Below are 24,942 nucleotides of genomic sequence, written 5' to 3' on the forward strand. Positions count from 1 at the left end.
TACCGAGGTCGCTGTACAGGTGCGGGGAGGTGGAGTAGGTCTCCGCCGGGTCGTTGAAGCCCAGGTCCAGCGCCTTGTTGATCAGCTGCCAGCGCGGGATGTCGTCCCAGTCGACCAGCGTGATCGCCGTACCCTTCGCGCCCGCGCGGCCGGTGCGGCCGATGCGGTGCAGGTACGTCTTCTCCTCCTCCGGCGACTGGTAGTTGATGACGTGGGTCACGCCCTCGACGTCGATGCCGCGGGCGGCGACGTCGGTGCAGACGAGCACGTCCACCTTGCCGTTGCGGAAGGCGCGCAGCGCCTGCTCGCGGGCGCCCTGGCCGAGGTCGCCGTGGACCGCGCCGGAGGCGAAGCCGCGCTGCTTGAGCTGGTCGGCCAGGTCGGCGGCGGTGCGCTTGGTGCGGCAGAAGACCATGGCCAGACCGCGGCCCTCGGCCTGCAGTATGCGGGCCACCATCTCGGGCTTGTCCATGTTGTGCGCGCGGTAGACGAACTGCTTGGTGTTCGCCACCGTCGCGCCCGCGTCGTCCGGCGAGGTGGCGCGGATGTGCGTGGGCTGCGACATGTACCGGCGGGCGAGTCCGATGACCGCGCCCGGCATGGTCGCCGAGAACAGCATGGTCTGGCGCCGGACCGGCAGCATGTTGATGATCTTCTCGACGTCGGGCAGGAAGCCCAGGTCGAGCATCTCGTCGGCCTCGTCGAGCACCAGGCACTTGACGTGCTTGAGGCTCAGCTTCTTCTGGCCCGCCAGGTCCAGCAGGCGGCCCGGGGTGCCGACGATCACGTCGACGCCCTTCTTCAGGGCCTCCACCTGCGGCTCGTAGGCGCGGCCGCCGTAGATCGCGGTGACGCGCACGTTGCGGACCTTGCCGGCGGTCAGCAGGTCGTTGGTGACCTGCTGGCACAGCTCGCGCGTCGGAACGACGACGAGGGCCTGCGGGGCGTCGGTGAGGGACTCGGGGGCGGCGCGGCCCGCCTCGACGTCGGCGGGGACGGTGACGCGCTCCAGGAGCGGGAGGCCGAAGCCGAGCGTCTTGCCCGTGCCGGTCTTGGCCTGGCCGATCACGTCCGTGCCCGACAGGGCCACGGGGAGCGTCAGCTCCTGGATGGGGAAGGGAGTGGTGATGCCGACGGCTTCGAGGGCTTCGGCGGTCTCGGGGAGGATCCCGAGGGATCGGAACGTCGTAGTCAGGGTGCTGCCTCTTCTGTGTGCGTGGTGCGAGGCGAGCGCGCGGGTCGTGCCGGACCGTGTCGGGGACGTCGGCTGCCTTACGGGTGAGCCGTAGGACACGGGACCTCTGTCGACGCTCCAGCGCTCGTACCACTGAGGGTCCCCCTCCGGAATCCGTACGCAGCATGGCGTACGGCAGGGAGGGCTGTCGGGTCGGAGCCGATCGGGCCACCGACCGGGCATCCTCATGCGTGCGGCCCGACGACGATGTCACGTACCCGTACGTCACATACTCGGCAGGCGCATTACCACCATACCCCGGATTCGCGCACATGCGATGGCCGATTTGCTCACGTAGTCGTCGTCACACTGACTGACCAGGGACTTACCACCGCCGAAGAGCGGGCTATTGTGCGCTGCATGACGAGCTCTGACAAGCCTGGCCCCGCCGCAGACGCCCCCGCCGAGACCTCCGGAGCAGCCGGTGGCGCCGGAGCCACGCCGGTCGCCGCCCGCGACTGGGACACGGCCGCGTCCGACCCGCAGTACCGCGCCGCGGTCGTGGACCTGCTCGGCGCGCTCGCGTACGGCGAGCTGGCGGCGTTCGAGCGGCTCGCGGAGGACGCCAAGCTGGCGCCCACGCTGGCGGACAAGGCGGAGCTGGCGAAGATGGCGTCGGCGGAGTTCCACCACTTCGAGCGGCTGCGCGACCGGCTGGCCGAGATCGGCGAGGAGCCCACGGGCGCCATGGAGCCCTTCGTGGCCGCCTACGACGGCTTCCACAAGCAGACGGACCCCTCGGACTGGCTGGAGGGCCTGGTCAAGGCCTACGTCGGCGACTCCATCGCCAGCGACTTCTACCGCGAGGTCGCCGCCCGCCTCGACACGGACACCCGCGAGCTGGTGCTCGCCGTGCTCGACGACACCGGGCACGCCGGTTTCGCCGTGGAGAAGGTGCGCGCGGCGATCGAAGCCGACCCGCGCGTGGGCGGGCGGCTCGCGCTGTGGGCGCGGCGGCTGATGGGGGAGGCGCTCTCCCAGTCCCAGCGGGTGGTGGCCGACCGGGACGCGCTGTCGACGATGCTCGTCGGCGGGGTGGCGGACGGCTTCGACCTGGCCGAGGTCGGCAAGATGTTCTCCCGGATCACCGAGGCGCACACGAAGCGGATGGCGGCGCTGGGCCTGGCCGCCTGAGCGGGCCTGAGCGGGATCGACGGCCCGGCCACCGTCGGACGGGGCCCCGCCCGCTACGGCGGCCGCCGGTCAGGCGGCCGCCGAGCTGCGACGCAGTCGCCCCGCGGGGCGCAGCAGCAGCGACAGCGAGGCCGCGCAGAGCGTCGCCGAGCCCAGCAGCACCAGCACGAACCCTCCGGCGCCCAGCGCGGTGTGCGTGACGAACGCCCCGAAGAGGGCCCCGGCGACGCCGGTCGGCAGGACCAGGAGCGGGGCGGGCAGGCGGTGGGGCAGACGGTGCGCGGCGGCCCATGCCAGGGCGAGGCCGAGGAGTACGGCGCTGAGCGCTTCCAAGATCATGTCGGGGTCCCTCCCACATGGCCGGCCTGCCCCAAACGGTCACAGCCGACTTACCCCTGACCTGCGGAATGCAATCCTCCCCCTGTGGGTGAACTGTGCTCCGCCCGTGAACGGGAAACGGGAGCGGGACGGGCACGGAACGGGAGCGGAACGGGAGCGGAACGGAGCGGGACGGGAACGGAACGAGGGCAGGGACGGGGGCGGCACGACCGGAAAAGTGACGGGGCGGGACGGGCAGACGCGTGGGGCCCGGCGGTGTGTCACCGCCGGCCCCCACCCGGTCTTCGTCCGTCGTCCCGCGTCCGGCGGCTACAGCGCGCCGAAGCCCACCTTGCGCGGGGCCGGCTCACCGATCTCGACGTAGGCGAGCCGGTCGGCCGGCACCAGGACCTTGCGGCCGTGTTCGTCCACCAGGCTCAGCAGCTGCGACTTGCCGGCCAGTGCCTCGCCCACCACGCGCTCGACCTCCTCGGCGCTCTGACCGCTCTCCAGAACGATCTCGCGGGGCGCGTGCTGCACGCCGATCTTGACCTCCACGGCTATGTCCCTCCGACGGTCATCAAGTGCGCGATCTCCCGCGCCGTACCAGCACACATTAGCCCGGTGAGGGGACGTACACGCTGCGTCGGAGAACGCCAGGAGCGAACAGCCGACGGGAACAGAACCCGCGCCCCGGTGGTCAGTGCTGCTCGGTGCCGTGCAACGGGAAGCCGGCGATGCCCCGCCAGGCCAGCGAGGTCAGCAGCTGGACCGCCTGGTCGCGGGGCACGCTGCGGTCGCTGTGCAGCCAGGAGCGCGCCACCACCTGCGCGAGACCGCCCAGGCCGGAGGCGAGCAGCATCGACTCCGCGCGCGAGAGACCGGTGTCCTCGGCGATGACGTCGCAGATCGCTTCGGCGCACTCGTTCGTCACCTTGTCCACGCGCTCGCGCACGGCGGGCTCGTTGGTCAGGTCCGACTCGAAGACCAGGCGGAAGGCGCCGCCGTCGTCCTCGACGTAGGCGAAGTAGGCGTCCATCGTCGCCCGGACGCGCTGTTTGTTGTCGGAGGTCGAGGCGAGCGCGCCGCGCACGGACTGGATCAGCGCCTCGCAGTGCTGGTCCAGCAGGGCGAGGTAGAGGTCGAGCTTGCCGGGGAAGTGCTGGTAGAGGACCGGCTTGCTGACGCCGGCGCGCTCGGCGATGTCGTCCATGGCGGCCGCGTGGTAGCCCTGGGCCACGAACACTTCCTGTGCGGCGCCCAGCAGCTGGTTGCGTCGGGCTCGGCGGGGAAGGCGTGTGCCCCGCGGGCGTACCGCCTCTGTCTGCTCGATGGCTGTCACGCCGCCTCCCATAGTCGTCCTCGTGCGGTGTGCGCCGCGTCGACATCGTACTTTTCGGTAACCGTGGTGTGGGTGCTGCGAGCGCAGAATTTCACGGACCGGACGGTGGCGAAAGCCGCACAACAGGTTTCAAAAGGGTCCAGGCCGGGCAAAAGTCGGCCTCCCTTCTGCTCGGTGGAGCCGCTCCGCCGTCTCGTGGCGTCGGGCGTCCCCGCCGTTCAGCGGTAGTCGTCCTCGTCCTGCGAGACGACCCGGGCCTGTTCGGCCAGGTCGGCCTCGTTGGCGCGGTCCGGCTCGACGCCGGTCAGCGGTTCGTCGCGGTCCTGCCCGATGTCCGCCCGCTGCTCGGCGGCGTCGGCGTCGGGCGCCTCCACGTCGCGGTCCTCCGGATCCGGTGCCTCGTCCTCGAAGGTGTCGGGGTCGGTCGGGTCGACGGTCATGCTGGGCTCCCTTCCTACGGACTCTCCCCGGGGGTGCAGGGGTCACACGCGGGTGCCCACTTCACGAGCCTAGGAGACACCCGATCCGGACGCCATGCGTCGCTCGTCCCGGTCTGGTGCGGTCCCGATCTCGTGCGGCGGGTCCCGGCGCCGACCGCATCCGTACCCCGCGGACGCGCCTCGGCAGCCCCGCCTGTGACTGCGAACACATGAGCCACCGCGTGATCGTCTCGTAACATTGGCACATGCCTTCGACCGAGCCGCCGTCCGTGCCGCCCGCCAACGTGCTGCCGAGGGTCGCGGCCGTCAAGGCCGCGGACGGGGAGCGGCTCAGGTCGGTCCACCTTCCCGGCATCACCCTTACGGTGCGGTCGAGGCGGCCCGCCCACGAAGGACTGCCGCCCGCCCTCTACGTCCACGGCCTCAGCGGCTCCTCGCAGAACTGGTCGGCGCTCATGCCGCTGCTGGACGGGGTCGTCCACAGCGAGGCCCTCGACCTGCCCGGCTTCGGCGACTCCCCGCCGCCGGACGACGGCGACTACTCGATCACCGGCCACGCGCGTGCGGTCGTCCGTTACCTCGACGCGTCCGGGCGCGGTCCCGTGCACCTGTTCGGGAACTCGCTGGGCGGTGCCGTCGTCACCCGCGTCGCCGCGGCCCGTCCCGACCTGGTGCGGACGCTGACCCTCGTGTCGCCCGCACTGCCGGAGATACGCGTGCAGCGCAGCGCCGTACCGACGGGGCTGCTGGCGGTGCCCGGGGTGGCGACGCTGTTCACCCGGCTCACCCGGGAGTGGACCGCGGAGCAGCGGGTGCGCGGCGTCATGGCGCTCTGCTACGGCGACCCCGGCAGAGTGAGCGAGGAGGGGTTCCGCAACGCCGTCGAGGAGATGGAGCGGCGGCTGCAACTGCCGTACTTCTGGGACGCGATGGTGCGTTCCGCGCGGGGAATCGTGAACGCGTACACGCTCGGCGGCCAGCACGCGCTGTGGCGACAGGCCGAGCGGGTTCTCGCACCCACGCTCCTGGTCTACGGTGGACGGGACCAACTCGTCGGCTACCGCATGGCCCAGCGGGCCGCCCGCGCCTTCCGTGACTCCCGGCTGCTGACCCTGCCGGACGCGGGGCACGTGGCGATGATGGAGTATCCGGAGACGGTGGCCACGGCGTTCCGTGAACTCCTCGCGGACACCGCGGGCACCGCGGACGCGGTGGACACCGGGAAGCCGGCGGGTGGCGAAAGGACCGACGGGGCCGCGGACAGCGAGCCCGCCAACCAGACCACAGGAGGCTGAGGCGCGACGTGGGACGCCACAGCCGCCGCGGGCCCGCCCCCAAGGCAGACGCCGCGGACACCGCCGCCGCACGCGAGAACCGGTCCGCCCGGCCCGACCCGCGCCGGTCGGACGGGCCGTCGCAGGAGCCTCAGGGGCCCCTGGGGCCTCAGGGGCCGTATCAGCCCCAGGGACCTCAGGGGCCTTACCGGCCGCAGGGGGCCTACGGGACGCCCCGAGGGGCGGTGCCGGGCGACGCGCCCGGCGTCCGACAGGGGTACGCGGGCACCGGTCCCGGCTCTGAGAGGGGCCCGGGCGGGAGGATCCCGGAGCGGACACCGGCCCGCGGTTTCCCCCGGACGGCGGACGGCACGCCGGCGCGGGGTGTTCCGAGGCTCCCCGACGGCACGCCGGCGCACGGCGTCCCCCGGTTCTCCGACGGGACGCCGGCTCATGGGGTCCCCGGATTTCCCGACGGCACCCCGGCGCAGGGTGTGCCGCGGGTCCGAGGCGGACACCCAGAGCAGCGGGAACCCGGCGGCGGCTGGGGTGAGTTGGGCGGGATGCCCGGTGCCGGGCGCGGATCGGCGACGGGGCCGCGTACCGGTGCGCCCGGTGCTTCCGGTGCCCCCGGGGCCTTCGCGCCGCCCTCGCCCTTCCCCAGGCAGCGGCAGGCGCCCGCGGAGGGGCCGCGGCAGGACTACCTCGACGCCTTCGGGGACGATGAAGACGTCTTCGCGGCCCGCCCCCAGGGGCGTACTCCCGCTGCGCCACCGCCCGCCGACCCGTACGCCTCCGTCACCGACTGGAGTGCCGTCGACGGCGGCGGGGGCGGGGGCGGTGCCGCCGACGCGGGCGGGGACGCCGACGACCTGCCGCCCACGGGGGAGCCCGCACCGGCGAAGGGCGGCAAGGGCCGGACCTTCACCGGTATCGCGGCGGCCGCCGTCACCACCGTGCTGGCCGTCGTCGTGGCCGGCCAGGTCGCCGACGGGTCGGACGGGAACGACATGCGCGCCCAGTCCGCCACCGACCAGGCTCGGGGCGCCCACGATCCGACGTCACGGGACGACGAACGGTCGACGCCGACGCCCTCCGCGTCCGCGGACGCGAAGCCGCTGACGTACGCGCAGAAGATGGGCAAGACGTACCCGCTCAGCGCCACCCTGAAGGGCTCGGGGAAGTTCGACGCCATCCCGGGCATCGCCAAGGGGACCGGGAAGGGGGAGCGGTACACCTACCGCATCGACGTGGAGCAGGGGCTCGGCCTCGACGGCGAACTCTTCGCCCAGGCCGTGCAGAAGACCCTCAATGACGACCGGAGCTGGGCCCACAACGGCGCCCGCACCTTCGAGCGCATCGAGTCGGGGCAGCCCGACTTCGTCATCACGCTGGCCAGCCCCGGCACCACGGCGGAGTGGTGCGCCAAGTCCGGCCTCGACACCACCGAGGACAACGTCTCCTGTGACTCGGCCGCCACCCAGCGCGTGATGATCAACGCCTACCGCTGGGCCCAGGGCGCCGCGCCCTACGGTGACGCGATCCACGCCTACCGGCAGATGCTGATCAACCACGAGGTCGGCCACCGCATCGGCTACAACCACGTCACCTGCGACAAGGACGGCGAACTCGCCCCGGTCATGCAGCAACAGACGAAGTTCATCGACCACGACGGAATCGACTGCCGCCCGAACCCCTGGGCCTACCCGAACGGCTGACGGAGCGGGACGGATCAGGTCGGGGCCAGTGCGTCACGCATGGTGACCAGTTGATCTCTTAGCGCGACCGAACGCGCCTCGCACGGGAAAGTTACGACCGTTCACCCCTTTTGGTGGCGCGATGGACAACCGTCCATCGCGCCACCTCCCTGTCCGCATACGTTCGTCCCGCTGCGAGCCGCCGGGCCAACGGCGGCTCCCCAAACGGGAGATCGGGGGTGCGCGCGTGCGCATCGGACTGCTTACGGAGGGTGGCTATCCGTATCTGAGCGGTGAGGCCGGGCTCTGGTGCGACCGGCTCGTGCGCGGCCTGGAACAGCACGAGTTCGACCTCTACGCGCTCAGCCGCAGCGAGCGCGAGGAGGCCGAGGGCTGGGTCCCGCTGCCACCGCAGGTCGGCCGGGTGCGGACCGCTCCGCTGTGGGAAACCGTGGACGACGGGATCGTCCACGGACGGCGCGCGCGCCGGCGCTTCGCCGAGTGCTACGGCGAGTTGGCCACCGCCCTGTGCACCGCGGGCCCGGGGGGTGCGTCCGGAGGGCCCGAGGGGGAGCCGGCAGGGCAGTCGGCCCTTGAGGCGGACCGTTTCGCCAGTGCGCTGTACGGCCTCGCCGAACTCGCCCGCGACGAGGGCGGACTGCCCACCGCACTCCGCTCGGAGACCGCCGTACGCGCCCTGGAACGAGCCTGTCGCGCGCCCGGCGCCCACCGCGCCGCGCGCGAGGCGCGCGTTCCCGATCTGCTGACCGTCACCGCGCGCCTCGAACGCGCCCTGCGCCCCCTGTCCCTCGACTGGTACGAGGACGACGATCTCGGTTCGGTGGACCTGTGCCACGCGACCTCCGGCGGCACCGCGGCCCTTCCGGGCCTGCTCGCGCGGCACTTCTGCGACGTGCCACTGCTGGTGACCGAGTACGGCGTCCGGCTGCGCACGCACTACCTGACGGAACCCGACTCCTCGCCCGCGATACGGTCGCTGCTCGCCGCCTTCCACGGTCGGCTGGCCACCGAGACCTACCGGCGCGCGGCCGTGATCACCCCCGGCAACACGCACGCCCGACGCTGGCAGGAACGGTGCGGCGCCGACCGCGCCAAGCTGCGCACGGTCCACCCGGGCATGGACGCGGCCCCGTTCGCGGAGGCGGGCGAGTCCCCCGACTGCGCCGATCCGCAGACCCTCGTCTGGGTCGGCCGCGTCGAACCGGCCAAGGACCTGGTCTCGCTGCTGCACGCCTTCGCGGAGATCCGCCGGGCGGAGCCCGGCGCGCGGCTCAGGATCGTCGGCGCGCCCACGGGCCCCGAGGGCGCCGCGTACCTGGGCCACTGCAAGGCACTGGCCGCGCAGCTGTTTCCCGACGAGGCCGACGGTCCGCACGCCGTCGGCCGCAACCCGGTCTCCTTCGAGGAGACCGGCGGCCCCGAGCTGCCCTCCCGTGCCGACGCGTACGCCTCGGGCGCCCTGGTGGTGCTCTCCAGCGTCGTCGAAGGGTTCCCGGCCGGGCTCGTCGAGGCCATGTTCTGCGGCCGCGCGACGGTGTCCACCGACGTCGGCGCGGTCGTGGAGGCCATCGGCGGCACCGGACTCGTCGTGCCCCCGCGCAATCCGCGGGCGCTCGCCGAGGCCTGCGTCGCGCTGTTGCGCGACCCCGAGCGCCGGAATCGACTGGGCGCCGCCGCGCGCGCCCGCGCGCTTGAGCTGTTCACCGTCGAGCAGAACATCGCGGCATTTCACAGCATTTACCTGGAGATCCTCTCGCGTACACCGGCACGCCGCGTCGTTCTCGACGACACCGGCGAGCCCCTGCCCTTCGGCGTCCCCGCCGAGGCTCACGTCCCCGGTCGCTGGAGCGACCCCACGGCCCGCGTCGCGGCCAGGGGCGGACCCGGCACGGCACGGAGCGGTCCCGGCTGGGCGACGGAGGCCGAGCCGGTCCGGGCGACGACATCGGTCGCGGCGAGCGAGGGGGCGGCCCGATGAACGGCGTCGGCGGCAAGGGTGCAGCTCGCGAGAGTGTAGGTCGCGAGGGCACAGATCGCGCAGGTGCCGGTCGCGAGGGTACAGGTCGCGCTGGTGCTGGATGGGAAGTTGCCGGTCGCGCAGGTGCCGGTCGGGCAGTGGGTGTCGCCGTCGGCGAGGCTCGCGACGGCCGGCAGACGCCGGCCCCGTCCGCCGCACGCCGTTCCGCCGCGGATCCCGTGAAAGGCTTGCTGCACCGGCACCGCGAACTGTGCGAACGCGCCGTGGACCCACTGGAGATCGCCGCGGGTCTGGAAGCCCACGGTGTCACCGACCGGACCGCCGCACGCTTCCGCCACCGGGACGTCTTCTCCCTCGCCGAAGAGATGTACGCCCGCGCCCCGCGCGACCGCGACACCCATGCCCCCGCGAGCCCCGAGGAGCCGCCGGCGCCCCGGCCGGGCGGGCCACGCACCGCCGGAATCGTTCTCGCCCTGCTGCCCGGTGTGCTCTGTGCCGCCGCCGTGGCCGGACTGCGCCTGACGGACGGCCGGCCGCGGCTGATCGCGGCCGCCGTCGGGATCCTCGCGGTGACCCTGGCCCTGGGCGCGGCGCTGCGCCGCGGGCCGCTGAGCGCCGCCACCCGCACCACCAGCACCTGGACCTGCTGGCTCGTCGGCTACGCCCTCCTGGGCGACGGACTCCTGCGCACCGCTGTCGGCGGCGGCCCGGACGGTCTCCCCAACGGCACCACCGACGGCCCGTGGCCCGTCTCCCTCGCCCCCGTCCTGGCGCTCGCGCTGTCCTTCGTTCCCGCGGCCGGATGCGCCCACCTCTTCGCCGCGGGCGCCCGCCGCAAACTGACGTCCAGCCGGGGCCTGGCCGACTTCTCCGCCTCCGTGCGCCCTCTGCTGCTCGGCACGTTCGCCCTGTACACGGGCGCCCTCGCGGGTCTGCTCGCGCTGACCGGCGCCGTGCTCGGCGAGCCCGCCGCCCTTGCCCAGGGCCTCAGTCTGGGCGCCCTGCTGCTGCTCGCCCGGCTGCTCACCGTGCACGGTCACGCGCACGCCCCCACGCTCGTCCTCGCCGCCGCGGCCACCGCGGAGGCAGTCGCCCTGGCCACGCTCTTCGCCGGCCGCCTGCCCGGCTGCGGCTTCCTGGCCGCGCCCGTGGAGGCGCTGGTCACCGCCTGCGGCCCGGCCGGTGTCCCGACGGTCGCCTGCGGCATCGGCGCACTCACCCTCCTCGTCCACGCCTGCCGTCGCCTGACCAGGGCCTCGGCCCACGCGTCGACGGGGCGAACGCGGTGAGCGCGCGCACGGGACAGCCCCCCACACGCCCCGACACCCTCGCATCACCCCTTGAAGGAGCCCCCAGATGACCACCTCCCGACCCGACGCCTCGGCACCGGGAGCCGCCCGATGAGAGTCCTGCTGATCGGAGCCAACGGCTACATCGGCCGCTTCGTCGCCGACCGTCTGCTCGCCGACCCGGCCGTCCAGCTCACCGCCCTCGGCCGAGGCGACGACGCCGACGTCCGCTTCGACCTCGCCACCGGAAGCCCCGGCGCCCTCACCCGCTTCCTCGACGCGGTCCATCCCGGAGTGGTCGTCAACTGCGCGGGCGCCACCCGGGGCGGCGCCCGTGAACTCACCCGGCACAACACCGTCGCCGTCGCCACCGTCTGCGAGGCCCTGCGGCGCAGCGGCTGCGGTGCCCGCCTGGTGCAGGTCGGCTGCAGCGCCGAGTACGGCCCCAGCCAGCCCGGTTCCTCGACCGCCGAGGACGCCGTGCCCCGCCCCGGCGGCCCCTACGGCGTCAGCAAACTCGCCGCGACCGAACTCGTCCTCGGGTCCGGTCTGGACGCCGTCGTGCTGCGGGTCTTCTCGCCCGCGGGGCCCGGCACGCCCGCCGGCTCCCCGCTGGGCCGGCTCGCCGAGGCGATGCGCCGCGCGATGCAGTCCGGCGACGGTGAGCTGCGGCTCGGCGGCCTCGGCGCGCAGCGGGACTTCATCGACGTCCGCGACGTCGCCCGCGCGGTGCACGCCGCCTCGCTCTCCGCCGCCCAGGGCGTCATCAACATCGGCTCCGGCCGTGCCGTCCGCCTGCGCGACGCCGCCGCCACCCTCGCCCGGGTCGCCGGTTACGGCGGCGCCCTGCACGAGCTGGACGGCCCTCCCGGCGCGCTGCGGCCCGCCATCGGCCACCCCCGTACCGAGGCCGTCGGCCACCGCGTCGACGCCCTCGGCCACCACCGGACCGACGCCCTCGGCCACCATCGCCCGGACCCCCTCGGGGGCCGCGGCGAGCGCACCGACGCCGAGCACCCGGCACCGGCCCCCCACCCGTACCCCGACGGCTGCGGCAGCTGGCAGCAGGCCGATGTGCGCACCGCACGCGACCGGCTCGGCTGGCGGCCCCGGATCGCCCTCGAAGAGTCCCTCGCCGACATCTGGATGGAGGCGGCATGCCGTATCTGACCAGCACCAAAGCGGGCACCGCGAGCACCGGTGTCCGAACCGGCCTCGGTGTCCCGGGCCTGGCCCACCCCCTCGTCGCCCCCGACGAGTGGACCGGCCTCACCTGCCCCGGCACCCCGCTGCACTGGGTCGTCCTCAACATCGCCGACGGTCCCGGCGCGCACCCCGACCCGCGGTGCCTGGAGGCCGCCGGCCGCCTGCGCAACGCGGGTGTCCGCGTCCTCGGCCACCTCGACGCCGCGTACGGAGCGCGCAGCCTCGGCGAACAGGTCTCCGACGCCCGCCGGTACCTCGACTGGTACCAGGTCGACGGATTCCTCCTCGCCCACTGCCCGTCCGACCGGGCCGGCCTCCCCGAGGTCCGCCGTACGGTCACCACCCTCCGCGCGTTCCGTGACGATGCCCACATCGTCCTGGGCCACGGCACCCACCCCAGCCCCGGCTACGCGGAGAACGCCGACCAACTCGTCACCTTCTCCGGCACCTGGGCCGACTACCGCTGGTCCCAGGCGGCCGAGTGGAGCGCCGACTATCCGCCCGAGCGCTTCTGCCACTTCGTGCACGGCCTGCCGCGCGGACACCTGGAGGAAGCGCTGCGCATCGCTCGCTGGCAGGGGGCCGCGACGATCTACTTCACCGACCGCACGGACCGCGGCGGCCGGGCCGACCCCTGGGAGACCATGCCCGGCTACTGGGACGAAATCGTCTCGCGAGTCGGGACGGGTGTCTCGGAATGAAAAAGGCCGTGGCAGTGTTACTGGGAGAACAACCGTAATTACTGACCGACCAACGGAGTCCCCGTGTCGCTGCCACCCCTGGTCGAGCCGGCCGCCGAGCTCACCGTAGACGAGGTCCGCAGGTACTCCCGCCACCTGATCATCCCCGACGTGGGGATGGACGGGCAGAAGCGGCTGAAGAACGCCAAGGTGCTCGCCGTGGGCGCGGGCGGCCTCGGTTCGCCGACCCTGATGTACCTGGCGGCAGCCGGTGTCGGCACGCTCGGCATCATCGAGTTCGACGAGGTCGACGAGTCCAACCTGCAGCGGCAGGTCATCCACAGCCAGGCCGACATCGGCCGGCCCAAGGCCGAGTCCGCGCGTGACACCATCAAGGGCATCAACCCGCTGGTGGAGGTGATCCTTCACCAGGAGCGGCTCGAGGCCGACAACGTGATGGACATCTTCAGCCAGTACGACCTGATCGTCGACGGTACGGACAACTTCGCGACCCGCTACCTGGTCAACGACGCCTGTGTGCTGCTGAACAAGCCCTACGTCTGGGGCTCGATCTACCGCTTCGACGGCCAGGCCTCCGTCTTCTGGTCCGAGCACGGCCCCTGCTACCGCTGCCTCTACCCGGAGCCCCCGCCCCCCGGCATGGTCCCCTCCTGCGCCGAGGGCGGCGTGCTGGGCGTGCTGTGCGCGTCCATCGGCTCCATCCAGACCAACGAGGCCATCAAGCTCCTCGCGGGCATCGGCGAGCCGCTGGTCGGCCGCCTGATGATCTACGACGCCCTGGAGATGACCTACCGCCAGGTCAAGGTCCGCAAGGACCCCAACTGCGCGGTCTGCGGCGAGAACCCGACCGTCACCGAGCTGATCGACTACGAGGCCTTCTGCGGCGTCGTGTCCGAGGAGGCCCAGGCGGCGGCCGCCGACTCGACGATCACTCCCAAGCAGCTCAAGGAGTGGATCGACGACGGCGAGAACATCGAGCTGATCGACGTCCGCGAGCCGAACGAGTTCGAGATCGTCTCCATCCCGGGCGCCCGGCTGATCCCGAAGAACGAGTTCCTCATGGGCTCGGCCCTGGAGAGCCTCCCGCAGGACAAGAAGATCGTCTTGAATTGCAAGACGGGTGTCCGCAGTGCGGAAGTCCTCGCGGTCCTCAAGTCCGCCGGCTTCTCGGACGCCGTCCACGTCGGCGGCGGCGTGATCGGCTGGGTCAACCAGATCGAGCCGGAGAAGCCCGTCTACTGACCGGCTCCCGGAGCTGCTTCCCCGGCGGCGGGGGTTTCGCGCACCGCAGGTGCCCGAAGCCCCCGCCGCCGTCATGAGCAGACCGTGCCGTCCTTCGGTACCGTCCCCTTCAGCAGGTAGGCGTCCACCGTGGAGTCGACACAGTCGCTCCCGCTCCCGTACGCGCCGTGCCCCTCGCCCTTCCAGGTCAGCACCACGCCGACGTCCTTGCCCAGCTCGTCCGCCATCCGCTGCGCGCCCTCGTAGGGCGTGGCCGGGTCGCCCGTGTTGCCGACCACCAGGACCGGGGCCGCGCCGGGCGCGCTCACCTCCGGTGTCTCGTGCTGACCGGCCACCGGCCAGTCGTGGCACCACCCGGCGGTGTCCCAGCCGAGGAAGGCGCCGAAGACCGGCGAGACCTGCTCGAATTCCGGCAGCAGCTTCTTGGTCTCCGCCACGGTCGGCCGCTGCTTGTCGTCCAGGCACGATATGACCCGTTGCGAGTGGGTCGTCGTGCCGTAGCGTCCCGAGGGATCGCGCTCGTTGTAGCCGTCGGCGAGGGCCAGCAGCTCCGAGCCGTCGCCCTCCTCGGCCGCCTCCAGCGCACTGGTCAGGGCCGGCCAGCCGCTCTCGCTGTACAGCGGCAGCACGATCCCGGTGAGCGCGAGCGTCTGCGTCAGCTTCCGTCCCGGCGACGAGGTCGGCAGCGGCTCCGCGTCCAGGCGCTCCAGCAGGTCGACGATCTTCCGGGAGCCCTGCGCGGGGTCCTGCCCGGTCGACTCCAGATAGTCGTCCAGCGCCCGCTGGAAGCCCCTGGCCTGGTTCTCCGCGTGGCCCATCGTGTCGGCGGCCGGGTCGACCACGGCGTCGAGGATCACGCGTCCCACGTGCTTGGGGAACAGGTGGGCGTAGACGCCGCCGAGTTCGGTGCCGTAGGAGATGCCGAAGTAGTGCAGCTTCGTGTCGCCCAGCACATGCCGCATCAGGTCCATGTCGCGGGCGGTGTCCGTGGTCGAGACGTGTTCCATGAGCTTGCCGGCGGCCTTCTCGCAGCCCTTGCCGAAGTCCGCGGCGTCCTGCAGATAGGCCTGCTCCTCGGCCGGGGTGTCCGGTGTGGAGTCCACCGACTCGGCGGCCTCGATCGCCGCGTCGCTGCGGCAGCGGACGCCTTCGCTGGCGGCCACCCCGCGCGGATCCCAGCTCACCAGGTCGTAGCGCTCGTGCAGGGAGGAGACGGTGTCGGCGTAGGACGGCATCATGGAGACGCCGGATCCGCCGGGGCCGCCGAAGTTGAACAGCAGGGAGCCGATGCGGTCGTCCCCGCTCGCCTTCGACCGGATCAGCGCGAGATCGATCGTCTCGCCGTCCGGGTCGGACCAGTCCAGCGGCGCCTTCAGCGTGGCGCACCGCCAGTCGCCGTCCGGAGCCGGGGCGTCGTCGGTGCCCTTGCACCGGGTCCAGTCCAGCGTCTGGGACGCCAGGGCCTGCGGCACTCCGGACGGGGCCGCCGCCGAAGGTCCCGCGCTGCTCCTGCCCCCGTCGTCCTTGTCCTCGTCGGACGAGCCGCCGCTGCAGCCCGCCGTCAGCAGTGCGGCGGCGGCCGTCAGAGCCGTCCACCGGACGAGACGCGCCATGTCCTCTCCCCCCTGACAAGCCGTCCGCGCCTTGCGGCGGATGGCGTTCCTGCCATGGTAGGTGGCGCGGGCAGGGTCCGCCGTCGCCTGTGGATAACCCTCTGACCTGCATTTTCGCCCGAGCTGTGACGCCTTCGGCGGTCAGGGGCACACGCGGTCAGGAGCGTACACGTCAGGAGAGTATGCGGTCAGGAGCACACCAGGTCAGGAGCACACGGTCCCGGCCGCCGGTACCCGGCCGTCGAGCAGATAGCCGTGCACCGCGTCCTGCACGCACCGGTTCTTGCTGTCGTAGGCGCCGTGCCCCTGGCCCTTGTAGGTCAGCTCCACACCGACGCCCTCGCCCAGCGCGTCCACCATCTTCCCGGCGCCCTCGTAGGGCGTCGCGGGGTCGCCCGTGTTGCCGATGACCAGGATCGGCGGCGCGCCCGGGGCACGGACGTCCGGATGGTCGGCGGCTCCGGCGACCGGCCAGTCGGTGCAGCTGAGCATGGACCAGGCGAGGTAGTCGCCGAACACGGGGGAGGCATCCCGGAACTCGGGCAGCTTGCGCTCCACGTACGCGGGGTCGTACCGGGGTTTGTCGTCGGCGCAGTTGATGGCGACGTTCGCCGCGGTGATGTTGCTGTACTCGCCGTCCTCGTTGCGCCCGTTCAAGGCGTCCGACAGCACCATGAGGACCCGGCCGTCCCCGTCGTACGCCTGCTCCAGGCCCTCGGTGAGGTACTCCCAGAAGTCCTTCGAGTACAGCGCCTGGGCGATGCCGCCGGTCGCGGCGGTCTCGGTGAGTTTGCGGGGGAAGATGCCGGGGATCGGTTTGCGGTCGAGGTCCTTGAGCAGCCGGGCGATGCGCGCCTTGACGTCCTCGGCCGTGTCTCCGACCGGGCAGTCCTCGGCCTTCGACACACAGTCCTCGGCGAAGTTGTCGAGTGCCAGCTGGAATCCTTCGGCCTGTCCCAGCGAGCTCTGTTCCGAGGTCTGCGTCGGGTCGACCACGGCGTCGAAGACGGCCCGGCCGACGTGCTTCGGGAACAGGTGGGCGTAGACGCCGCCGAGTTCGGTGCCGTAGGAGATGCCGAAGTAGTGGAGCTTGTCGTCGCCCAGGACCTGGCGCATCAGGTCCATGTCCCGGGCCGCGTCGGTGGTGCGCACATGCGGCAGGATCTTCTTGGAGTTCTTCTCGCAGGCCGCGTTGAACTCCTCCGTGTTGTCCAGCAGCTCGGTGCGCTCGGCCCGGTCGTCGGGGGTGGCGTCCTGCTGGAAGTAGGTGTCGAGCTGCTTGTCGTCCAGGCACTCCACGGGGTCGCTGCGGCCGACCCCGCGCGGATCGAAGCTGACCAGGTCGTAACGGGTGCGCAGTTTCGCGTAGTCCTGGCCGAACGCGGGCAGTGTGGTGACGCCCGATCCGCCCGGCCCGCCGAAGTTGAAGACGAGCGAGCCGATCCGCCGGTCCGCGGCGCCACTGGCCCGGGCGCGGATCAGCGCGAGGCCGATCGTGTCGCCGTCGGGGTCGTCCCAGTCGAGCGGGGCCTTCATGGTGGCGCACTGCCACTCGTCACCGTCCGGCAGCGGAGAGGGGGCCGCGCCGCCGCCCTCGGCCTCGGACGGCGCCGGGCAGTCCTTCCAGTCCAGCTTCTGACCCGTCAGGTCCTCGTCGTCCTCCTGGGACCCGCCGCCGCAGCCCGCCAGCAGAACGGACAGCACGGCTGCGGTGGCGGTCAGGGCGGCGGCGCGCAGCCGGGAGGGATTCGGCATGCGTCCATCGTGCGGTCGCGCGGGAGCGCCCGCTCGGGGCCAGGGCCGTACGGGGTACGGAGCACCCTTGCGGGCAGTGCCCCTCCCGGGGCCGGTTACGGCGCCCGGTCCGGTTACGGCGCTCGGTCCGGTTACGGCGCTCGGTCCGGTTACGGCGCTCGGTCCGGTTACGGCGCCCGGTCCGGTTACAGCGCTTCCTTGCGCGTGAGGTGGTTGAAGACCAGCCAGCCCGGCAGTACCGGCAGCCACAGGGTGAGCAGCCGGTAGAGCAGCACCGCGGGCGCGGCGACCTCCTTGGGCAGGCCGACGGCGATCAGACCGACCGTCAGCGTCGCCTCCACCGCGCCCACACCGCCCGGCGTCGGCGCGGCGGACCCCAGGGCGTTGCCCGCGAGGAAGACGACCGCGACGCTCGCCAGACTGATCGACGACGAGTCGTCGCCGAAGGCGCGGATCGAGGCGTCAAGGCACATCACGAAACAGGCCGTCAGCAGCAGCATGCCGCCGATGCCGGTGATCAGCTTCTGCGGCCGCTGCAGCACGTCCAGCATGCGCGGCACGACCCCGGCGAAGAGCGACCGCACGCGCGTGACGACGAACTTGCGCAGGAACGGCACCGACGTCACCACGAGCACCAGCACCGCCACGGTCAGCAGACCGGCGATGACCGTCCTGGACGGCGACAGCGACGGAGTCTTCTCGGTGCCGGTCAGATAACCGAAGGACAGCAGCATCAGGATGTGGCAGCCGAGCCCGAACAACTGGGACGCGCCGACACTCGCCACCGCGAGCCCGGGGCGCACGCCCGCGCGTTGCAGGAAGCGGGTGTTCAGGGCGACGCCGCCGACCGCGGCGGGGGCGACGATCTTCACGAACGATCCGGCGACCTGCGCGGCCACGGTCCGCAGGAACGGCACCTTCTCCGGCACGAAACCCAGCAGGGACATCGCCGCCGCGACGTAGCTCGCCGCCGAGAACAGCACGGCGGCGGCCACCCAGCCCCACTGGGCGTTCGAGATCAGCGGCCCGAACTCGATGTGGGTGAGCTGCGTCAGCAGGAAGTAGGCGCCGATCGCGCCCGCGATGAAGCTGATCAGCGTGCGCGGCCGCACCCGTTCCAGCCGGGCCGGCTCGACGGGGGCCTGCGGCCTGATGCGCAGCACCGCGTGCCGGATCTGAGTGAGCAGATCCTCCTCGCGCGCCTCCTCGATGGCCTCGTCCACGGCCCGCTTCTCGGCCCGCTGCTCGGCACGTACCGCCTTCTTGCCGGGCTTGTCGAGTCTGTCGGGCTTGTCGGGTCTGTCGGTCTGGGTGGACTTGTCGGCCTGCTCGCGCGCGTGGCTCCCGGCGTCGCCGGCGGCCGCCTCCGCGCGGGCCAGCTTGGCCTGCCGGGACGACTCCAGCACCGCCTCCCGCTCGCGCTGGGCGCGTTCCCGCGCCAGTCTGCGCAGCGTCGCGCGCGTGGAGCGGCTGAGCGCGATGGGCTGGAGCATCGGCAGGCAGTCCGCCACCGTGTCGGGGCCGAGGACGTCCACCGCCGACGCGACCGCGCGTTCGGCGCCGACCCGCAGGCCGAGCGTCACCAGGAGTTGGGAGATGTCCATGCGCAGCAGCAGGTCGCCGGCGGCGATCTCGCCGATCCGCAGGTCGGTGAGGATCACCGTGCCGGAACGATCCACCAGGATCGCGTCGCCCACCAGCCTGCGGTGCGCGATGCGCCGGGACTGCAGGGCACGCACCTGCTCCCAGGTGCCCCGCAGCAGCTCGTCGGTGATCTCCTCGTCCGCCAGCGAGTCCAGGGTGCGCCCGCCGGTGTGCTCGTAGACGAGCATCACCGCGTCGGGGCCCAGCTCCGAGGTCGCGATGAGCTTGGGGGCGTTGGCACCGGCCGCGATGGCGGCGTAGGCGAGCAGCGCCTCCTGCTCCAGCGCCTGCCGCAGCGAGGGGAGGCTGCTGCGGGTGGCGAAGCCGCGCAGCGTCAGGTTGCGCCAGGCGCGGTAGAAGAAGCCCTGCGCCTGCTGTTCGCGGTCCACCACCGTCACGTCGAGCGGCCGGCCGTCCTCCAGCGTGACGAAGTAGCGGCGCCCGCGGTCACCGGTCTCGACGCTGTCGGACGGCGCTTCCTGCCGGGCGGCGGTCACCGGCCGGAAGCCGACGTGCCGCAGGCCCGCCATCAGCGTCCGCCCGGTGGGCCGGACGTTGGGGGAACCGACGGCGTACAGGGTGCCGTAGGCGACGGTCCAGCCGATGAGGACCGTCAGGATGATCGAGAAGGGTGTCGTGTACCCGGTGACGAGCATCGAGAAGGCGTCGAGGAGCAGCACGATCCACAGCACCGCGCGCCAGCGGGGTCTGCGGGACATGCCGACGGCCGTCATGTACGCGATGACCGGGGCGAGGTAGCCGTGCACGGGGTCGGTCAGCGCGTGGATGTCGCCCGGGGACGGCTGGGTGAGCGCCTCCTGGATGGAGCCGGGAGCGGCCTTGGCGACCCACAGGTCGGTGGCGAGGGTCACCCCGTGCGCCAGGACCGCCGCCAGTACGCCGTCGGCGATCCGCAGCCCGTCCCGTTTGATCAGCCGCTCGATCGCGAACGCGACGGGCACCAGGAGGATCGCGATGCTGGAGGCCAGCCCCGCGATCTTGATGAGCAGGTCGGGAGCCTGCCCGGTGCCCTTGTTGATGTCCTGTTCGAGGCCCGAGGTGGTGCCGTGCGCGAAGGCGGCGATGGCCAGGAGTACGGCGACGGCGAGTACGCCCACCAGGAGGCGCACCAGGTCGGAGGGGCGGTGCACGCGCGCGGGGAGCAGCGGTTCGTCGCCCTCGACCTCGTCGATGTGCGCCACGTCGTCGGGGTCGGCGGCCGTCGCCGACGGGCCCTCGGCCACCCGCTCGCCGGTCTTGCCGCCGCCCGCGTCCGCGGTGTCCGGGCGTGACGAAGCGTCAGAGGTGCCCTCGGCGTCCTCGGGGTGCACACCCTGCTGCTTCATCGCCTCTTCTTGCTCTCGTATCACTGGTCACCACCCGCACGATGGTGGCATGCCGCGTCGGACTCGGCAGGCATCAGGGTGCCCGTGCGGGCCGCACAGTCTGCCCGAAGCGCCGCTCGCGGGCGAGGGACGCGGACCCTCGGGAGCGCGTCGCGTTGTCGGCGGGGTACGGCAGGATGGGGCGGATGAGCGAGCAGAGCCTTCCGGACGGCGCCCGTCCGGAGACCGCGGACGCGCTGCCCGAGTACGCCGAGCGGGTCCTCGACGTGACCGAAGTGATCCCGCCGGGCCGCGTCATGACGTACGGGGACGTGGCCGAGTACTTGGAAGAGGGCGGACCCCGCCAGGTCGGCCGCGTCATGTCCCTGTACGGGGGAGGCGTCCCCTGGTGGCGTGTCGTCCGCGCGGACGGGGTCCTGCTCGCGGGGCACGAACTGGAGGCGCTCGACCGCTACCGAGAGGAGGGCACGCCCCTGAAGGAGGCGAGCAGGGCCGCCGAGGGGCACCTGCCGCGCCTCGATCTGAAGCGGGCGCGGTGGGACGGCGGTCAGCGCCCGCCGGAGCACGGCGGTGGACGCACACAGGAGCACGGCGGACGCGCACAGGGTCACACCTGACAGCTTCCGCCATGCGGCCGGCCGATGTGTGACCTGTGATCCGTATGAGCTAAACCGGGCACTTCGGGCATGTCCGTGGCATGACGTACGTTCGTGGGGCAGGGGGCGTTCGTGCCAGGAGTGACCCGAGGGAAGAAGAGGAAGCACTGCTTCCGCCTCTTGCGTCGGCGTAGCGTCGGCCGCACACGTCCCCCTCATCCCGCGGCCACCGCCCCGCCCGCGGCGCGGACGGCCCACCAGCACACCCACCAGGACCGGCGAACCACGTGAGCTCCTCTTCCTCCACCGGACACCCGCCGCACCCCCAGGCGCGACGGGGGAGCCGTGGCGCTTACCGACTGGTGCGTACCGCGCCGGCACGCGTGGACCCCCCTCGTCTGGACGCCGCACAGCGCGCCGTGGTTGACCACCGGGCCGGACCGCTGCTCGTCCTGGCGGGGCCGGGCACCGGCAAGACCACCACCCTGGTCGAGTCGGTGGCGGACCGGATCGCCGGGGGCGGCGACCCCGAACGCATCCTGGTGCTGACCTTCAGCCGCAAGGCGGCCGTCGAGCTGCGCGACCGGATGGCGCTGCGCATCGGCGCCGCGCGTGCTCCCCGGGCGACGACCTTTCACTCCTTCGGTTACGCCCTGGTCCGCGCCCACCAGGACAGCGACCTGTTCGTGGAGCCGCTGCGGCTGCTGTCCGGACCGGAGCAGGACGTGACGGTGCGCGAGCTGCTCGCCGGCCAGCTGGATCTGGAACGGCTCGGGCTCGCCCACGTGCGCTGGCCGGACGAGCTGCGGGCCTGCCTGACCACCCGCGGCTTCGCCGACGAGGTCCGCGCGGTGCTCGCCCGCAGCCGCGAACTGGGGCTCGGCCCGGACGCGCTCGGGGCCTTCGCCCGGCGCATCGGCCGCCCGGACTGGCGTGCCGCCGCCCTCTTCCTCGCCGAGTACCTCGACGTACTCGACCTCCAGGGCGTGCTCGACTACGCCGAACTGGTCCACCGCGCGGTGCTCCTCGCCCGCCGTCCCGAGGTCGCCGCGCACCTGGCCGCCCAGTACGACGCGGTGTACGTCGACGAGTACCAGGACACCGACCCGGCCCAGGTACGGCTGCTGCACGCCCTGGCGGACGGTGGGCGCACCCTCGTCGCCTTCGGCGACCCCGACCAGTCGATCTACGCCTTCCGGGGCGCGGACGTGAACGGCATCCTGGACTTCCCGACCGCCTTCCCGCGCGCGGACGGCCGCCCGGCGCCGGTCGAGGTGCTGCGGACCTCACGCAGGTCGGGCGACGCGCTGCTGGCCGCCACCCGGCTGCTGACCCGGCGCATGCCGCTGACCCGCCTTCCCGCCGAGAAGGTCCGCGCCCACCGTGAGCTGACCCCGGCGCGGGACGGCGGGCGGGTCGAGGTGTACACGTACCCGACCGCCGGCACCGAGCTGGACAACATCGCCGACATTCTGCGCCGGGCGCACCTGGAGGACGGCGTCCCGTGGAGCGAGATGGCCGTCCTGGTGCGCGCCGGTTCGCGCACGATCCCCACGCTCCGCCGGGTCCTCACCGCGGCCGGCGTCCCGCTGGACATCGACGGCGACGACCTGCCCCTGCGCCACGAGCCCGCGGTCGCGCCCCTGCTGACCGCACTGCGAGCCGTGGCGGAGGCCGCGACGGGGATGGGAGCGGGGGAGCAGCCCGGGACAGGCCCGGGCGGGACGGGCCAGGGCGGAGCGGAGGAGGCTGAGACCGCCGGCCCGGGCGGAGTTGAGACCGGCTCGGGAGGGCTGGCCGAGGTCGCTGTCAGCGTCGGCCCTGCCAGTGTCGAGACCGACGCGGTCGAGCAGTACGTGCCCGAGGCGGCGGCGAACGACGCACCCGTACGCGAGCCCGTGGGCGACGCGGATTCCGACGCCGACGCGGATGCGGATGTGGACGCGGATGCCGACACCGACACGGATACCGAAACGGAGGCAGACACCCAGGCGAAGCCCGCGCGGGGTCACCGCGCCCACCGCGCTGACGAGCCGTGCTGGCTGTCCACCGAGACCGCCCTCACCCTGCTCACCTCCCCCCTCGCCGGGATGGACGCCGCGGACCTGCGCCGCCTCGGGCGCGCCCTGCGCGACGAAGAGCGCGCCGCCGGCAACCCGCTCCCGCCGCCCTCGGACGAACTGCTCGCGCGGGCGCTGGCCGAGCCGGAGCGGCTCGCCGTACACGACCCCGCGTACGCGCGCGGCGCCCAGCGGCTCGGCGCGCTGCTGCGCAAGGCACGTGAGCGCCTGGCGGGAGGCGGCAGCGCCGAGGAGGCGCTGTGGGACCTGTGGGACGGCACCCCGTGGCCCACCCGCCTGGAACGCTCCGCCCGGCGCGGCGGCGCGGCCGGGCGCAACGCCGACCGCGACCTGGACGCCGTGTGCGCGCTGTTCGCGACGGCCGCCCGCGCGGAGGAGCGCACCGGTGGCCGGGGTGCCCTGAACTTCCTGGAGGAGATCGACGCGGAGGACATCGCGGCCGACACCCTCGCGCGGCGTGCGGTACGCCCCGACGCCGTCCGCCTGATGACCGCGCACCGCTCCAAGGGCCTGGAGTGGCGGCTGGTCGTCGTCGCCGGTGTCCAGGAGGGCCTGTGGCCGGACCTGCGCCGGCGCGGCTCGCTCCTGGAGGCCGACCGGATCGGCCGCGACGGACTCGCCGAACCCCTCACCCCCGGCGCCCTGCTCGCCGAGGAGCGCCGCCTGTTCTACGTGGCCGCCACGCGCGCGCGTGAACGACTCGTCGTGACCGCGGTGAAGGCACCGGCCGACGACGGGGACCAGCCCTCACGGTTCCTGACCGAACTCGGCGTCGAACCCGCCGACGTCACGGGCCGCCCGCGCCGCCCCCTGGCCGTCGCGGCGCTCGTCGCCGAACTGCGGGCCACCACGGTCGACCCCCGCGTCTCCGAGCCCCTGAGGGAGGCCGCGGCCCGCCGTCTGGCCCGGCTCGCCGCGCTGACCGACGAGGACGGCCGCCCCTTGGTGCCGTCCGCCCACCCCTACCGCTGGTGGGGCATGTGGGACCCGACCGAGAGCAAGGTGCCCCTGCGCGACCGAGACCAGCCCGTCACCCTCTCCGGCAGCGCCCTGGACCAGTTGGCCAACACCTGCGCCCTGCAGTGGTTCCTCGGCCGCGAGGTGAAGGCCGACGCGCCCGCGACCACCGCCCAGGGCTTCGGCAACGTGGTGCACGTACTCGCCGACGAGGTGGCCTCCGGACACACCCCGGCCGACCTCGCCGTCCTCATGGAACGCCTGGACTCCGTGTGGAACGCGCTCGCCTTCGACGCGCCGTGGAAGTCGGCGCAGGAGAAGGCCAACGCGCGCGTGGCGCTCGAACGCTTCCTGAAGTGGCACGTCATGGACCGCGCCGGGCGCACCCCGGTGGCGAGCGAGCACGACTTCGACGTGACCCTGGAGGCGGGCGACTACCAGGTGCGCATCCGGGGCCAGATGGACCGCGTGGAGGCCGACGGCGACGGCCGCGCCTACGTCGTCGACTTCAAGACCGGCAAACACGCACCCACGTCCTCAGAGGTGGCCCGCCACCCGCAGCTCGCCGTCTACCAGCTCGCCGTCCGCGAGGGCGCCGTCGACGCGGCCTTCGACGGCGTACGTCCCGAACCGGGCGGCGCCGAACTCGTCCACCTGCGCCAGGGCGCGCCCCGGCGGGACGGCGGCGAGTCCCTGCCGAAGGTGCAGGCGCAGGAGTCGCAGGAGGGGCCGGAGGGCGAGTGGGTCGGCGACCTGCTGGCGACGGCCGCGGGCAAGGTCCTCGACGAACGGTTCACCCCGACCACGGGCCAGCACTGCACCCACTGCGCCTTCCGCGCGTCCTGCAGCGCCCGGCCCGAGGGGCGGCACGTCGTGGAGTGAGCCAGGAGAGCGACGGAAGCGACTGGAGCAGGGGAGAAGCGCGGGAGTAGGGGGGGAGCGACCGGAGCAAGGGAAGCGACCGGAGCGACGTGAGCGAGGGACGGCCGCCGGTGTGACGAGCCGCACCACAGGGCCTGACCTGCGTTTCTCTCCTCCCGGCAGGTGACCCCGCACCCCGCTGTCAGTGCCCGC

Annotated in this window: 18 protein-coding genes; 10 read left to right on the top strand and 8 right to left on the bottom strand. The window is 73.0% G+C overall.

The window, feature by feature from the left end:
* Nucleotides 1-1,294: DEAD/DEAH box helicase (locus K7854_RS26055; protein ID WP_372481075.1), on the bottom strand; the 1,294-nt coding region annotated here is incomplete at its 3' end.
* 300 nt (nt 1,295-1,594) lie between these two features.
* Here K7854_RS26055 and K7854_RS26060 point away from each other — a divergent pair.
* Entirely contained in the window at nt 1,595-2,368 is a 774-nt protein-coding gene (locus K7854_RS26060) for a ferritin-like domain-containing protein (protein ID WP_226028976.1), read from the top strand.
* A gap of 69 nt (nt 2,369-2,437) precedes the next feature.
* On the opposite strand, the gene K7854_RS26065 is transcribed toward K7854_RS26060, so the two are convergent.
* The 4 genes from K7854_RS26065 to K7854_RS26080 form a co-directional block, all read right to left on the bottom strand.
* Nucleotides 2,438-2,707 carry a hypothetical protein gene (locus K7854_RS26065; protein ID WP_226028977.1) on the bottom strand — a complete coding sequence of 90 codons (270 nt, stop codon included), beginning with the start codon at nt 2,705-2,707 and terminating at the stop codon, nt 2,438-2,440.
* Between the two features lie 309 nt (nt 2,708-3,016).
* Entirely contained in the window at nt 3,017-3,244 is a 228-nt protein-coding gene (locus K7854_RS26070; protein ID WP_007444428.1) for a DUF3107 domain-containing protein, read from the bottom strand.
* Nucleotides 3,245-3,386: 142 nt separating this feature from the next.
* Nucleotides 3,387-4,028: a TetR/AcrR family transcriptional regulator gene (locus tag K7854_RS26075; RefSeq protein WP_061446908.1), complete on the bottom strand. Its 642-nt coding sequence runs from the start codon at nt 4,026-4,028 to the stop codon at nt 3,387-3,389.
* Nucleotides 4,029-4,246: 218 nt separating this feature from the next.
* Nucleotides 4,247-4,468, bottom strand: coding sequence for an Rv3202a family protein (locus K7854_RS26080; RefSeq protein WP_226028978.1), 222 nt, complete (start codon nt 4,466-4,468; stop codon nt 4,247-4,249).
* Between the two features lie 245 nt (nt 4,469-4,713).
* Between K7854_RS26080 and K7854_RS26085 the strand changes: the two genes are divergently transcribed.
* From K7854_RS26085 to moeZ, 7 genes are all read left to right on the top strand, one after another.
* The gene (locus K7854_RS26085) at nt 4,714-5,763 is read left to right on the top strand and encodes an alpha/beta fold hydrolase (protein WP_226028979.1); all 1,050 of its coding nucleotides are present in this window, start codon (nt 4,714-4,716) and stop codon (nt 5,761-5,763) included.
* Between the two features lie 8 nt (nt 5,764-5,771).
* On the top strand, nt 5,772-7,460 hold the full coding sequence (locus K7854_RS26090; RefSeq protein ID WP_226028980.1) for a DUF3152 domain-containing protein: 1,689 nt from the start codon (nt 5,772-5,774) through the stop codon (nt 7,458-7,460).
* Nucleotides 7,461-7,686: 226 nt separating this feature from the next.
* On the top strand, nt 7,687-9,438 hold the full coding sequence (locus K7854_RS26095; protein ID WP_226028981.1) for a DUF3492 domain-containing protein: 1,752 nt from the start codon (nt 7,687-7,689) through the stop codon (nt 9,436-9,438).
* A complete protein-coding gene (locus K7854_RS26100; protein WP_226028982.1) occupies nt 9,435-10,727 on the top strand; it encodes a hypothetical protein in 1,293 nt (430 codons plus the stop codon). Before K7854_RS26095 ends, K7854_RS26100 begins: the two co-directional genes overlap by 4 nt.
* Nucleotides 10,728-10,838: 111 nt before the next feature.
* Nucleotides 10,839-11,897 carry an SDR family oxidoreductase gene (locus tag K7854_RS26105; RefSeq protein WP_226028983.1) on the top strand — a complete coding sequence of 353 codons (1,059 nt, stop codon included), beginning with the start codon at nt 10,839-10,841 and terminating at the stop codon, nt 11,895-11,897.
* Nucleotides 11,885-12,634 carry a spherulation-specific family 4 protein gene (locus K7854_RS26110; protein WP_226028984.1) on the top strand — a complete coding sequence of 250 codons (750 nt, stop codon included), beginning with the start codon at nt 11,885-11,887 and terminating at the stop codon, nt 12,632-12,634. The genes K7854_RS26105 and K7854_RS26110 overlap by 13 nt, the downstream gene beginning before the upstream one ends.
* Before the next feature lie 63 nt (nt 12,635-12,697).
* Nucleotides 12,698-13,876, top strand: a complete 1,179-nt coding sequence (moeZ, locus tag K7854_RS26115; RefSeq protein ID WP_226028985.1) for an adenylyltransferase/sulfurtransferase MoeZ — start codon at nt 12,698-12,700, stop codon at nt 13,874-13,876.
* A 71-nt stretch (nt 13,877-13,947) separates the two neighbouring features.
* On the opposite strand, the gene K7854_RS26120 is transcribed toward moeZ, so the two are convergent.
* From K7854_RS26120 to K7854_RS26130, 3 genes are all read right to left on the bottom strand, one after another.
* Nucleotides 13,948-15,489 (bottom strand): alpha/beta hydrolase, encoded by a 1,542-nt coding sequence (locus K7854_RS26120; protein WP_226028986.1) that lies wholly within the window; start codon nt 15,487-15,489, stop codon nt 13,948-13,950.
* A gap of 204 nt (nt 15,490-15,693) precedes the next feature.
* Nucleotides 15,694-17,244: an alpha/beta hydrolase gene (locus K7854_RS26125; protein WP_226028987.1), complete on the bottom strand. Its 1,551-nt coding sequence runs from the start codon at nt 17,242-17,244 to the stop codon at nt 15,694-15,696.
* A 185-nt stretch (nt 17,245-17,429) separates the two neighbouring features.
* On the bottom strand, nt 17,430-20,234 hold the full coding sequence (locus K7854_RS26130) for a lysylphosphatidylglycerol synthase transmembrane domain-containing protein (RefSeq protein ID WP_226028988.1): 2,805 nt from the start codon (nt 20,232-20,234) through the stop codon (nt 17,430-17,432).
* A gap of 185 nt (nt 20,235-20,419) precedes the next feature.
* On the opposite strand from K7854_RS26130, the gene K7854_RS26135 reads away from it, so the two are divergent.
* Nucleotides 20,420-20,851: an MGMT family protein gene (locus tag K7854_RS26135; protein ID WP_308112564.1), complete on the top strand. Its 432-nt coding sequence runs from the start codon at nt 20,420-20,422 to the stop codon at nt 20,849-20,851.
* Nucleotides 20,852-21,117: 266 nt separating this feature from the next.
* Nucleotides 21,118-24,750 carry an ATP-dependent helicase gene (locus tag K7854_RS26140; protein WP_226028990.1) on the top strand — a complete coding sequence of 1,211 codons (3,633 nt, stop codon included), beginning with the start codon at nt 21,118-21,120 and terminating at the stop codon, nt 24,748-24,750.
* Nucleotides 24,751-24,942: the final 192 nt, after the last annotated feature.

The sequence above is a fragment of the Streptomyces hyderabadensis genome (genome assembly GCF_020404845.1).
Classification (GTDB): domain Bacteria; phylum Actinomycetota; class Actinomycetes; order Streptomycetales; family Streptomycetaceae; genus Streptomyces; species Streptomyces hyderabadensis.